Source organism: Streptomyces sp. LARHCF249, assembly GCF_052871255.1.
On the sequence record NZ_JBIXJQ010000002.1, the window covers coordinates 704,312 to 717,679 of the forward strand.

At 71.7% G+C, this 13,368-nt stretch carries 7 protein-coding genes; 1 reads left to right on the forward strand and 6 read right to left on the reverse strand.

The features are described 5' to 3' along the window. Positions 1 to 20 precede the first annotated feature (20 nt). Entirely contained in the window at positions 21 to 791 is a 771-nt protein-coding gene (locus tag ACIPUC_RS08070; protein WP_446587490.1) for an SDR family NAD(P)-dependent oxidoreductase, read from the forward strand. Positions 792 to 794: 3 nt separating this feature from the next. On the opposite strand, the gene ACIPUC_RS08075 is transcribed toward ACIPUC_RS08070, so the two are convergent. The 6 genes from ACIPUC_RS08075 to sucB form a co-directional block, all read right to left on the reverse strand. After that, positions 795 to 1,313 carry a DUF4240 domain-containing protein gene (locus tag ACIPUC_RS08075; RefSeq protein WP_446587491.1) on the reverse strand — a complete coding sequence of 173 codons (519 nt, stop codon included), beginning with the start codon at positions 1,311 to 1,313 and terminating at the stop codon, positions 795 to 797. Positions 1,314 to 1,428: 115 nt separating this feature from the next. Beyond that, complete coding sequence (gene aceE, locus ACIPUC_RS08080; protein ID WP_446587493.1) at positions 1,429 to 4,113, reverse strand: pyruvate dehydrogenase (acetyl-transferring), homodimeric type; 2,685 nt, start codon at positions 4,111 to 4,113, stop codon at positions 1,429 to 1,431. Between the two features lie 219 nt (positions 4,114 to 4,332). Next, the gene (locus ACIPUC_RS08085; protein ID WP_215140754.1) at positions 4,333 to 4,956 is read right to left on the reverse strand and encodes a GntR family transcriptional regulator; all 624 of its coding nucleotides are present in this window, start codon (positions 4,954 to 4,956) and stop codon (positions 4,333 to 4,335) included. Positions 4,957 to 5,077: 121 nt separating this feature from the next. Next, positions 5,078 to 10,066 carry a caspase family protein gene (locus ACIPUC_RS08090; protein ID WP_446587495.1) on the reverse strand — a complete coding sequence of 1,663 codons (4,989 nt, stop codon included), beginning with the start codon at positions 10,064 to 10,066 and terminating at the stop codon, positions 5,078 to 5,080. Then, complete coding sequence (locus tag ACIPUC_RS08095; RefSeq protein ID WP_446587497.1) at positions 10,059 to 11,444, reverse strand: lipase/acyltransferase domain-containing protein; 1,386 nt, start codon at positions 11,442 to 11,444, stop codon at positions 10,059 to 10,061. Before ACIPUC_RS08095 ends, ACIPUC_RS08090 begins: the two co-directional genes overlap by 8 nt. Positions 11,445 to 11,574: 130 nt before the next feature. Further along, complete coding sequence (gene sucB / locus ACIPUC_RS08100; protein WP_446587499.1) at positions 11,575 to 13,338, reverse strand: 2-oxoglutarate dehydrogenase, E2 component, dihydrolipoamide succinyltransferase; 1,764 nt, start codon at positions 13,336 to 13,338, stop codon at positions 11,575 to 11,577. Between the last annotated feature and the right edge of the window lie 30 nt (positions 13,339 to 13,368).

A 13,368-nucleotide genomic window follows, 5' to 3' on the forward strand; every position in this document is an offset into this window, starting at 1 on the left:
CGCTTGGGTACGCTCACCCCATGAACCGTTACGAAGGACGTCGCGTCCTCATCACCGGCGGCGGCTCCGGCATCGGCCAGGCCACCGTCCACCGGATCCTCGCCGAAGGCGGCCGGGTCCACACGGTCGACGTCAGCGAGGCCGGTCTCAAGGTCACGGCCGACCGGGCCGCGGCCGAGGGCCACCAGGACCGCCTCACCACCGCCCTGCTGGACATATCCGACGAGCACGCGGTCAAGGAGGGCGTGGCCGCCGCGGTCGAGACCCTCGGCGGGGTCGACGTACTCGTCAACGCCGCCGGCATCCTGCGCTCCGCGCACACCCACCAGACCACGCTCGACCTGTGGAACCAGGTCATCGGGGTCAACCTGACCGGCACCTTCCTGATGATCCGCGAGTCGTTGCCGGCGCTGCTGGCGGGCGACCGGCCGGTGGTGGTGAACTTCAGCTCCACCTCGGCGTCCTTCGCCCACCCCTACATGTCCGCCTACGCGGCCAGCAAGGGCGGCATCCAGTCGATGACCCACGCACTGGCGGCCGAGTACAGCAAGCAGGGCCTGCGCTGCGTGGCCGTCGCGCCCGGCTCCATCGAGAGCGGCATGACCACGGGCAACGGCCCCGGCCTGCCCGAGGACACCGACTGGTCCCTCTTCGCCAAGCTCGCCCCTGCCATCGGCCAGGGCTTCGCCGGCCCGCAGACCGTGGCCGGCGTCGTCGCGATGCTGGGCTCCGAGGACGGTGCGTTCATCACCGGCACGGAGATCCGTATCGACGGCGGTACGCACAGCTAGCCGTCAGCCTCTGAAGCGGGCCCAGAGCCGGGGGAAGCGCTCCGCGAGCACGGCTTCGTTCTCGAAGTCCAGCGGGGTGCCCTCCGGCTCTGCCGGTTGCAGCGGGATGCCCAGGTCCGGGGCCACCGCCCCGGTCAGCTGCTCGTACGCCTCGTCGGCCGCGTACCCCAGCTCCTCGCCGTCGCCGTCGATCTCCTCGTCGAAGTCGCCCAGGAGCTCCGCGAGGTGGTCGGGGTCGTGGACCCCGCCCTCGAAGACCTCCCGGCCCTGGCCGATCAGCCAGCAGCGGAAGTAGTCGAAGGCGTCGTCGCTCGCCCCGTCGAGCAGCACCCAGGCCGCGCCCCACAGGTCCCAGGTGTACGCCCGGTTGTACCGCGACTCGAAGTGCCGGGCGAAGTCCAGGACGGAGTCCGGGTCGAGCTGGGCCAGCCGCTCCACGAGCAGCTCGGCGTGTTCCTCGGGGTCGCCGTCGGCGGCCTCGCGGGTACGGTCGACGATCTCCCAGAACTCCGTCTCGTCCATCACCGCTCCAGCATCACGGGTCCGCCCCCGCGCCGCCACCGCGCGTACGGCGAAAGGCCGGTGTCCTACCCCTGAGGGGCGGACACCGGCCTTCACGGTCGGTCGGTCACTCGGCTCAGAGGCCGTAGCGCTCCCGGGCCTCCTTGACGGAGGACGCCGGTACCTCGCCGCGGCGGGCGAGCTGGGCCAGCGCGGCCACGACGATCGACTGGGCGTCGACACCGAAGTGGCGGCGGGCGCCCTCACGGGTGTCGGACAGGCCGAAGCCGTCCGTGCCCAGCGAGGTGTAGTCCTGCTCCACCCACTGGCTGATCTGGTCCGGGACCTGGCGCATCCAGTCGGAGACCGCGAGGACCGGGCTGGTGACGCCCTCCAGCGCGCGGGTGACGTACGGGGTGCGCAGCTCGCCGCGCAGCAGCGCCTCGTCGCACTCCAGCGCGTCGCGCCGCAGCTCGCCCCAGGAGGTGGCGGACCAGACGTCGGCGGCCACGTTCCAGTCGGCGGCGAGGAGCTTCTGCGCCTCCAGGACCCAGTGGATCGCCGTACCCGAGGCCATCAGCTGGACCTTGGGGGCGTCGGCGGCCGGGGCCGCCTCGGCCAGGTCGGCCGCCGTGTTGAAGCGGTACAGGCCCTTGAGGATGCCCTCTTCCACGCCCTCGGGCATGGCCGGCTGCACCTTCGGCTCGTTGTAGACCGTCAGGTAGTAGAAGACGTCTTCCGGCTTCTCGCCGTACATCCGGCGCAGACCGTCCTTGACGATCACCGCGATCTCGTACGCGAAGGCCGGGTCGTAGTTCAGCGACGCCGGGTTCGTGGACGCGATCAGGTGCGAGTGGCCGTCCGCGTGCTGCAGGCCCTCACCGGTCAGCGTGGTGCGGCCGGCGGTGGCGCCGACGATGAAGCCCTTGCCGAGCTGGTCGGCGAGCTGCCACATCTGGTCGGCGGTGCGCTGCCAGCCGAACATCGAGTAGAAGATGTAGAAGGGGATCATCGGCTCGCCGTGCGTCGCGTACGACGTGCAGGCGGCGATGAAGTCGGCCATGGCGCCGGCCTCGGTGATCCCCTCGTTGAGGATCTGGCCGTCCTTGGCTTCCTTGTAGTACATGAGCTGGTCGCGGTCGACCGGCTCGTACGTCTGGCCCAGCGGCGAGTAGATGCCGGCCGACGGGAAGAGGGACTCCATACCGAAGGTGCGGGCCTCGTCGGGGACGATCGGCACCCAGCGCTTGCCGGTCTCCTTGTCCCGCATGAGGTCCTTGACGAGCCGGACGAAGGCCATCGTCGTGGCCATCTCCTGCTTGCCGGAGCCCTTGAGCAGCGCGGCGAAGGAACGGTCGGCCGGGGCGGGCAGGGCCACGTGCTTGACCTTGCGGGCCGGGGCCGGGCCGCCGAGGGCCGCGCGGCGCTCGTTCAGGTACTGGACCTCGGGGCTGTTCGCCCCCGGGTGGCCGTACGGGACCTGGCCGTCGGCGAAGGCGCTGTCCGGGATCGGGAGGCCGAGGAGGTCGCGCATGTCCTTGAACTCGTCGATCGTCAGCTTCTTCATCTGGTGGTTCGCGTTCTTCGACTCGAACCCGGCGCCCAGCGTGTAGCCCTTGACGGTCTGCGCGAGGATGACCGTCGGAGCGCCCTTGTGCTCCAGGGCGGCCTTGTACGCGGCGTAGACCTTGCGGGGCTCGTGGCCGCCGCGGGAGCTGTGGAAGCACTCGGCGATCTTCGCGTCGGAGAGCACGCCGGCCAGCTGCACGAGCTCGGCGTTGGCGCCGAAGAAGTGCTGGCGGATGTAGGCCACGTCGCGGGTCGCGTACGTCTGGAACTGCGCGTCGGGTACCTCGCGCAGGCGGCGTACCAGGGCGCCCGTGGTGTCGAGCTGGAACAGCTCGTCCCAGGCGGAGCCCCACAGCGACTTGATGACGTTCCAGCCGGCGCCGCGGAACTGGGCCTCCAGCTCCTGGACCACGCGGAAGTTGGCGCGGACCGGACCGTCGAGGCGCTGCAGGTTGCAGTTGATGACGAAGGTCAGGTTGTCGAGCTGCTCGCGGGAGGCGAGGGCCAGGGCGGCGGTCGACTCGGGCTCGTCCATCTCGCCGTCGCCCAGGAAGGCCCAGACGTGCGAGTTGGCGGTGTCCTTGATGCTCCGGTTCTGCAGGTAGCGGTTGAAGCGCGCCTGGTAGATCGCGGAGAGCGGGCCGAGGCCCATGGACACCGTCGGGAACTCCCACAGCCACGGCAGGCGCCGCGGGTGCGGGTAGGACGGCAGGCCGTTGCCGCCGGACTCCTGGCGGAAGTTGTCGAGCTGCTGCTCGGAGATCCGCCCGTCGAGGAAGGCGCGGGCGTAGATGCCGGGGGAGGCGTGGCCCTGGATGTAGAGCTGGTCGCCCGATCCGTCGGCCTCCTTCCCGCGGAAGAAGTGCTGGAAGCCGGTCTCGTACAGCCACGCGGCGGAGGCGAAGGTGGCGATGTGGCCGCCGACGCCGTACTTGGAGCCGCGGGTCACCATGGCGGCCGCGTTCCAGCGGTTCCAGGCGGTGATCTTGGCTTCCATCGCCTCGTCACCCGGGAACTCGGGCTCCGCGGCGGTGGGGATGGTGTTGACGTAGTCCGTCTCCAGCAGCTTCGGCAGGGCGAGGCCGGCGGCTTCGGCGTGCTGGAGGGTGCGGCGGAGCAGGTATTCGGCGCGGCGCGTACCGGCGGCCTGGGCGACGGCGTCGAGGGAGGCCGCCCATTCGGCGGTCTCCTCGGTGTCGCGGTCCGGGAGCTGGTCGAGCTCGCTCGGAAGCTTTCCTACGGGGTCGGACATCGGTGTGCGCCGCCTTCCGGACAAAGGAGAGGTGGTGAAAAAATCCCTGACGGGCAGGACAGGGTCGTTGGACCTGGTTGAGGCCCGCGACGACTGTAAATCGCTGATCGATGATCGATCAAATAAAAGTGACGAAGAAATGTCCATACGACGAAAGTCGGCACCCGGTGCCAGCGAACAAGGCACCCGGTGCCGGGCAAATCGGGGCAATAAGGCGGGTCAGGCCCTCGGAGCGCACCCGAGAACGTGCCGCTTCACGAGCAGACCGATCTCCGGGTCCTGGCTGCGGAACGCCTCGACGAGGGCTTCGTGCTCCTCCGCGTAGGACTTCTGGACCGTTCCCAGCCAGCGGATGGACAGGGCCGTGAACACCTCGATGCCCAGGCTCTCCCAGGTGTGCAGCAGCACGCTGTTCCCGGCCGCCCGGACCATCTCCCGGTGGAAGCCCACCGTGTGCCGCACCTGGGCCGTGCCGTCCTCGCTGCGGTCGGCCTCCCACAGGGCGGCCACGTGCGGCTCCAGCGCCGAGCAGTCCGCCGCCAGCCGCGGCGCCGCGAGCTCGGCCGCGATCTGCTCCAGACCGGCCCGGACCGGGTAGATCTCCTCCAGGTCCGCCGCGGACAGGTTCCGTACGCGCACGCCCTTGTTCGGCGCCGACTCGATCAGCCGCAGCGTCTCCAGCTCGCGCAGCGCCTCGCGCACCGGAGTCTGGCTGACCTCCAGCTCCACGGCGATCCGGCGCTCGACGATCCGCTCGCCGGGCTTCCAGCGCCCGCTGACGATCCCCTCCACGATGTGCTCGCGGATCTGCTCGCGCAGCGAGTGCACGACGGGTGGGGTGATCATCCGGGCTTCATCTCCTGTGGGGCATGCAGAGCTCTGATGCCTAGACAATACGGCGCAGTGGCCCGGCGCGAAGGGTTCGCGCTCAGGGACGCAGAGTGAGGCTGGTTACAAGGGCCGGTCACGCCGCCAGGAGGCTCTGGATGAGGGCGCTCAGGGCCGCGGCGTGCGCGGGGTGCCGCCCGATGAGGGCGGCGATCTCGGAGATGACCCGGTCCCGCTCGGCGGGCTCGGCGGGGGGCCAGCCGGTGGGGGGAGCGGGCGGGACGTCGCCGGACAGGGCGTCGGCGATGGCGAGGTGGGCCGCGCCGGTGAACTGCTCTTGGTGGACGAAGAACTCCAGGAGGGCGACGGCCCGCAGGAGGTCCGGCTGCGTCTCGGGTGCGGCCAGGAGCTGCTGGAGCCGGTCGTTCAGGAGGGGGCGGTCCTCGACGTTCTGGTAGGCGGCGGGGATGCCGTCCGCGCGGGCAAGGACGATCAGCGCGTGGCGCAGGGCCGTATCGGCTGTACCGAGGTCGGTGCCGAGCACATCGAGGGCCTGGTCGTGCAGGAGCTCCGCCGCGTGGTCGGTGAGATAGGCCTGCGATTCCTCCCAGGTCGAGAGGCCGGTCCAAGCGTGGAGGAGTTCACCAGTGAGGTAGGGGCGGAAGGCGTGGTCCGGGTCGGTTGCCGCTGCCTGGCCCGCGATCCGCAGATGCTCTTCTGCGGTCTGGGTGAACAGGGCGAGCTCCTCCAGCGCTGCCGCGGTCTCGGCTGAGCCGAGGTCTTCGGCGTGCTCGTCCCAGTAGGCGCGGGAGTCGGCCCAGGTCGGGCAGTTGATCCAGTTGACGGCAAGATCGATCGAGGCTTCCGGTATCGCCAGCCAGAGCGGTGGTTCGGCTCCGGTCGCGTCGCGCCATAGGGCGCTGACCTGGGCGGCGCTCTCGGCGTTGCCCTGGCTGTGGGTGCGCAGGAGATGCCGCGCGTGAAAAGCCGTCGGGTCCGAATCGTCCGCGAGGAGGATGAGGGTGCGCAAGCCGGCGCCGTCGTCCGCATGGGTGATCTCGAATGCCGCGCGCCGTAGGGCCAGGTAGCGTGCCGCCTCCGCATGCGCGTCCAGGGCACGCTCGGCGTCGGCGTAGGCCGCGAGGGAGTCCTGGGCCGTGGCCATGTGCGCGAGGTTGCTGAGGGTGCTGGCGAGGTTGGGGAGGTAGATGGCCGGGTTGGTGCCGGCGAGGTCTGTGTAGAGGGTGGTGGCTTCGGTGATGGTGGCCAGTGCGCCCTGTCGGTCTCCGGTACTGCCTTGGCAGTTGGCGAGGTTGTTGAGGGCCATGGCGAGGTCGGGGAGGTGGGCGGCCGGGTTGCTGTCGGCGAGGTCGCGGTACAGGTCGGTGGCTTCGGTGATGGTGGCCAGTGCGGCCTGGAGGTCTCCGGTCGCGCCTTGGGCGGTGGCGAGGTTGTTGAGGGCGCCGGCGAGTTCGGGGAGGTGGGCGGCCGGGTTGCTGTCGGCGAGATCCCGGTAGAAGTCAGTGGCTTCGGTGACGGCGGCCAGTGCGCCTTGTCGGTCTCCGGTACTGCCTTGGAAGTTGGAGAGGTTGTTGAGGGCCATGGCGAGGCTGGGCAGGTAAACGACCCGGTTGGTGTGGGCGAGGTCTCTGTAGAGGGTGGTGGCTTCGGTGATGGTGGCCAGCGCGCCCTGCCGGTCTCCGACATGGCCCAGGGTGGTGGCGAGGTTGTTGAGGGACATGGCGAGGTCGGGGAGGTGGGCGGCCGGGTTGCTGTCGGCGAGGCCCCGGTACAGGCCAGTGGCCTCGGTCATGGTGGCCAGTGCGCCCTGGCTGTCTCCGGTCGCGCTCTGAAACTTGGCGAGGTTGTTGAGGGCCATGGCGAGTTTGGGGTGGTAGGCGGCCGGGATGGTGTGGGCGAGGTCCCGGCGGAGGGCGGTGGCTTCGGTGATGGTGGCCAGTGCGCCCTGTAGGTCTCCGGTCGCGCCTTGGGCGGTGGCGAGGTTGTTGAGGGCCATGGCGAGGTCGGGGAGGTAGGCGGCCGGATTGCTGTCGGCGAGGTCCCGGTACAGGTCGGCGGCCTTGGTGATGGTGGCCAGTGCGCCCTGGCTGTCTCCGCTGTCGCCTTGGAAGTTGGCGAGGTTGTTGAGGGCCATGGCGAGGTCGGGGAGGTAGGCGGCCGGATTGCTGTCGGCGAGGTCCCGGTACAGGTCGGTGGCTTCGGTGATGGTCGGCAGCGCGCCTTGTCGGTCTCCGGTACTGCCTTGGAAGTTGGCGAGGTTGTTGAGGGCGCCGGCGAGGTTGGGGAGGTGGGCGGCCGGGTTGCTGTCGGCGAGGTCCCGGTACAGCTCGACGGCTTCGGTGATGATCGGCAGTGCGCCTTGTCGGTCTCCGCTGTCGCCCCGGGTGGTGGCGAGGTTGTTGAGGGCGCTGGCGAGGTTGGGGAGGTAGGCGGCCGGGTTGCTGTCGGCGAGGCCGCGGTACAGGTCGGCGGCCTTGGTGATGGTGGCCAGTGCGCCCTGGCTGTCTCCGGTGTCGCCTTGGAAGTTGGCGAGGTTGTTGAGGGCCATGGCGAGGTCGGGGAGGTAGGCGGCAGGATTGCTGTCGGCGAGGTCCCGGTACAGGTCGGCGGCTTCGGTGATGGTGGCCAGTGCGCCCCGCAGGTTCCCGGTCGCGCCTTGGGCGGTGGCGAGGTTGTTGAGGGCGCCGGCGAGTTCCGGGAGGTAGGCGGCCGGGTTGCTCTCGGCAAGGTCCCTGCGGAGGGACGTGGCTTCGGTGATGGTGGCCAGTGCGCCCTGTCGGTCTCCGGCCTCGACTTGGAAGTTGGAGAGGTTGTTGAGGGACCTGGCGAGTTCGGGGCGGTAGGCGGCCGGGTCGCTGTCGGCGAGGTCCCGGTACAGGTCGGCGGCTTCCTGGGCCGGTGCGACGGCATCGAGGCGCCGCCCGGCCTGCGACAGTGAAATCGACACGTTGCCCAGCGCGCTTGCGAGATCAGGGCGGAACTCGTCCTCCCGGACGCCGACGAGCTCACGGACCATGGCGATGCCGCGGCCCTCCGCCGCGGCCGCATGGGCCGCCAGCGACCGGCGCAGGTAGGGGTTCGCGGCCTCCATCGCCGTGGCGTCGGCGCTCTGCTCCAGCAGGAGGTCCACCAGCGCCCGCGCCACGCGGTACGCCGGGTCGGCCCCCTCCGGGGTGTACCGCAGGTGGCCGATGAACTCGCGGTGGTAGAGGCGGTACACCGCCTGCACGCCGTCGCTGTCCTCCACGACGTAGCGGCCGTACGTGTTCAGCAGCCAGTCCACGTCCTCGGGGCCGTACGCGGTCCCGCCGGAGGCGAGGGCCGAGGCCGCCGCCTCCCAGACGCCCCGCGCGGGCATGCCGTTCCCGGCGCTCCAGGCCAGCGCGGCCAGCAGGTCCTGGGCGGCATGCGGAAGGGTCTCACCGTCCCGCTCCCGCTTCGGGCCCTCCGCAAGGTCCTCGGTGAACGCGGCGCTGATGGAGGACGGAATGGCCTCCACCCAGTCCTCCGCATCCGACGCGGCGGCGAACCGCCTCAGCACCGAGTCCGTCGCCATCCTCGCGAAGAGGAAGCCGCCGGTATGGGCGGACGCGCGGTCCGCGATGAGACCGGCCGCGGTCGCCGCGTCCCCGGGCGGCAGCTTGCGGGCCTCCAGCCGGCGCAGGCAGTACGTCCGGATGTCGTTCTCGGTGTCGGTCTCGTCGTCCAGGTCGAAGGCGCGGGCCCGGACGTCCAGCAGGCGGCTCACTGCCTCGTCCAGCGGCTCCTGGAGTTCGTTCTGCGGGCGGAACGGGCGGTCCCGGGAGCCCAGCAGGACGCAGACCAGGCGGCTCAGCGGGGCCAGGAGCTGTTCGACGATCGGGTGGGCCTGTTCGGGGGCCGCCTCGTCCAAGCCGTCCAGGACCAGGGCCGGGAGGCGGTCCGGGCACGCCGCGGGCCACTTCTTCTCCACCTCGGCGATCAGGGCCGCGGGGGTCTGCGGAACGGGAAGGGCCAGTTCGCGGGCGACGGCCTCGGCGAGCTCCTGCACCGTGTAGCCCCGCAGGTGCAGGGAGGCGTCCACCGACCGCTCGCCCGGGTCCGGATCCTCGGGGGCGAGGGCCCGGTGCTCCAGGATGTCCTTCCGGTGGGCGGGGTCGGACAGGGTCGCCACGCGGCCGAGGACGGCCGACTTGCCGCATCCGGCGCTGCCCGTCACCAGGAACAGGCCCGGCTGCCGCGCGTCCAGCCACTCGGTGATCTGCCCCAGCACGTTGCGCCGGCCGCTGAAGAACCAGCCCCCGTCGTCCACGGGCGCCCCCCGGCTCGCCTGCACCAGGTGCTCGACCAGCTCCGGCTCCGAGCCGGTCTTCCGCAGCGGGTTGTCGAACATCAGCCGGGGCTCGCCGAACATGGCCGGGACCGGCTTGTGGCCGACCTCCTCGGGCCACTGCGCGAGCACGGTGTTGATGACCGTGGCCCCGCTGACCTGCCCGTTCCGGCTGCTCCACTCGTGGCGGTACTCCTCGCTCGCCGGTCCCTCGCGCAGCACCCGGGTGAGGGTCTCCAGCAGGATGCCGGCGGCCTCGGCCTTCTCCTGAGGGCGGCTGCTCGCGAGCACCCCGAGCCACGTGGACCGGCCCGGGGGCAGGTTCTTCGCGGTCAGCACGCCGAACGCCGTGTCCAGGGACTCCATGACCCCCGCGCCCGCATGGCAGGTGTCGATGAGCAGCAGCATCTGGTCCGCCCCGCTGCGCATGGCCGCCTCCGTCAGGAGGATGGCCGAATATGTCTCATCTCCGTACTGGGCGTCCTCGGTGTCGTGCAGCACCAGGCGCAGCCCCCGGGGATCGAGCACACCGTGGCCGGACCAGAGGACGACGGCGGGGCCGCGGACCTGCGCCGCGCTCCGGCCCGTCGCCCAGTCCTTCACCGCCGCCTTGATCTCCGGCTGCCCGGGGTCCGGAAGCACGGTCGGCGCGTAGCCCCGGGCCTCCAGGAGTGCGCACAGCTCCCGCATCTGGGAGATCGCGCCGGTCAGGGTGCGGAACTTCGCCGGGTGCAGGTGGTTCTCGACCACGATCCCGAGGGCCGTTCCCCGGATCTCGCCGGAGCGCTCACTCACCGGCTCCTCCCACCAGGGTCAGCGCCGTCACGGTCGTCTCCGCGTGCGCGGTGACCCGTACCGCCAGCCGGTACGCCCCGGGGCCCGGCGCCGGGAAGGCCGCGGTGTACCGGCCCCCGCCCAGGGGGCGCAGCGTCCGCGAGAGCGCCTGCGCGCCGTCGGCCGGGCGGAGCTCCGCCGTGAGGTGCAGGGCGTCGTGGTCCGGGATCTCCGGCGGGACCGTCACGGCCACCCCGTACGGTTCCCCCGCCTCCAGCAGCGGGGGAGCGAGCACGCTCAGCGGGACGTCGCCGTCCTCCCCGTCCCGGTGGAACGGGCGCTCCTGCCCCAGGAGGCCGGCCAGCGCGTCCCGTACGCCCCGGTTGTTCTGGAGGGAGCCGTGCTGCTCGCAGGGGGTGTGGGCCTCGTCGACGGCGTAGCCGGAGTTGTCGGCGTTCGCGGGGCGCGCGGCGAGGCGGGGGACCGTGCCGTCGCCGCGCTCGTCCGTGCCGTTGATGAGCCACAGCGGGGTCAGTCCGCCGTCGGCGATCTCCGCCGTCGTCAGGGTCGGCTGGCGGATGCCGGTGATGGCGTGCAGGGGGGTGGGGCCGGGGCGGTCGGCGGACCGGCGCAGGTCGGCGTGGAAGCGGGCCGCGTCCGCCAGCAGCTCGGGGTCGACGCCGGGCAGGCCCGGCAGGTCACGGGCGTACGCGAGGCCTCCCGGGCCCGCCACGCACGCGTAGTCGGGAGCCAGCTGGTGCAGTGACGGCAGGCTGCGGGCGAACGCGCTGAGGTCGACGCCCAGGGGTCCCCACCCCTTGTGCAGGCCGTTGACCAGATGGCCGAGGGCGTCCAGGGAGCCGCGGTGCGGGGTGCCCAGGGTGATCACGCGGCGGGTGACCTCGTGGCCCCCGAGGAGTTCCACGTAGTGGCGGGCCACCAGCCCGCCCATGGAGTGGCAGATGAAGACCACCCGGGCGTCGCGGCGCTCGGGGGCGGAGGCCTGCCAGCGTTCCAGCTCGCGGGCGACGACCTTCCTCAGCCGTTCCGCGTTCCAGCGGCACGACAGGCGCCAGTCGTACGGGAAGGCGACGAGGTTGCCGCCGGGGGACAGGCTGAAGGACCGCTCCAGCCAGCCCAGCAGGTCGGTGTAGCCGTCGACCGGCTGCCAGATCCCGGGGATGGCGTGCACGTCGGGCATGACCCCGACGGGGACCACGCCGTCGCCGGGATGGTCGTCGCCGATGTCCTTCGGGAGGCGGAGGCGGTTCACCGAGCCGCCGAAGGTGCGCAGGCCCCGCCACAGGGCGCCGCCCGACAGGTCCCAGACCGGCTTGCCGTCGGCGTCCGCCAGCCGGCTCCCCATGATGCCCGGCAGTACCACTACGAGATCGTTCACCCGTGCACGTGACATGCGATGCCCCCGCTGGTCGTCCCTGGACCGGCAGGGTAAGACGACGGCGCCCCCGCCCGGAGTGGTTTCCGGACAAGGGCGCCGTACGTGTGACTGCCGTCCTGCGGCGGGAGCCTTACAGGCCGAGCTCGACCTCGAACTCGCCGGCCTCCAGGATGGCCTTGACGGCCGAGAGGTACCGGGCCGCGTCCGCGCCGTCCACCAGGCGGTGGTCGTAGGACAGGGTCAGGTACGTCATGTCCCGGATGCCGATGTTGGTGCCCTCGGCGGTCTCGATGACCACCGGGCGCTTCACCGTGGCACCGATGCCCAGGATGGCGACCTGGTTCGGCGGCACGATGACCGTGTCGAACAGGGCACCGCGCGAGCCGGTGTTGCTGATGGTGAAGGTCGCGCCCGACAGCTCGTCCGGCGTGATCTTGTTGCCGCGGACCTTGGCGGCCAGGTCGGCGGTCGCCTTGGAGATGCCCGCCAGGTTGAGGTCACCGGCACCCTTGATGACCGGGGTCATCAGGCCCTTCTCGGAGTCCACGGCGATGCCGATGTTCTCCGAGTCGAAGTAGGTGATGGTGCCCTCGTCGTCGTTGATCCGGGCGTTGACGACCGCGTGGGCCTTCAGCGCCTGGGCAGCGGCCTTGACGAAGAACGGCATCGGGGACAGCTTGACGCCCTCGCGGGCGAGGAAGCCGGCCTTGGCCTTCTCGCGCAGCTTCATGATCTTGGTGATGTCCACCTCGACCACGGAGCTGAGCTGCGCCTGCGAGTGCAGGGCCTTCATCATGTTGTCGCCGATGACCTTGCGCATGCGGGTCATCTTGACGGTCTGGCCGCGCAGCTCGGACACCGCGGCGGCCGGGGCCTTCGCGGCCGGAGCGGCGGCGGCCGGGGCGGCGGCCGCGGCCTTGGCGGCCTCGGCGGCGGCCAGGACGTCCTGCTTGCGGATACGGCCACCGACGCCGGTGCCCGTGACCGTGTTCAGGTTGACGCCGGACTCCGTGGCGAGCTTGCGCACCAGCGGGGTCACGTACGCGCCCTCGTCACCGGCGGAAACCGGGGCGGCGGGAGCGGCGGGCGCGACCGGAGCCGGAGCGGCAACCGGAGCCGGAGCGGCGACCGGGGCCGGGGCGGCGACCGGGGCCGGGGCGGCGACCGGGGCCGGGGCGGCCACGGGGGCCGGAGCGGCGACCGGGGCCGGAGCCGGGGCGGCGGCCGGAGCCGGAGCGGCGGCGGCCGGGGCGGCGGCGGGGGCCGCACCGGCGACACCGATGACGGCCAGACGGGCGCCGACCTCGGCGGTCTCGTCCTCGCCGACCAGGATCTCCAGCAGCGTGCCGGCGACCGGCGCGGGGATCTCGGTGTCGACCTTGTCCGTGGAGACCTCGAGCAGCGGCTCGTCGGCCTCGACGGACTCGCCGACCTGCTTCAGCCAGCGGGTGACGGTGCCCTCGGTGACGGACTCGCCCAGGGCGGGGAGCACGACATCGGTGCCGGACGCGGCCGGGGCAGCGGCGGCGGGGGCCTCGGCGGCCGGAGCCGCGGGGGCCTCGGCGACGGGAGCCGGAGCGGCCGGAGCCTCGGCGACGGGAGCCGCAGCGGCAGGGGCCTCGGCGGCCGGAGCCGCGGCGGCGGCCGGAGCGCCGGAACCGTCGTCGATGACGGCCAGCTCGGCGCCGACCTCGACGGTCTCGTCCTCGGCGACCTTGATGGAGGCCAGGATGCCGGCGACGGGCGAGGGGATCTCGGTGTCGACCTTGTCGGTCGAGACCTCGAGCAGCGGCTCGTCGGCCTCGACGCGCTCGCCCTCGGCCTTCAGCCAGCGGGTGACAGTGCCCTCGGACACGCTCTCTCCGAGCGCCGGAAGGGTTACGGAAACCGACATGGTTTCAGTTGCTCCTAACGAATGTGCGGA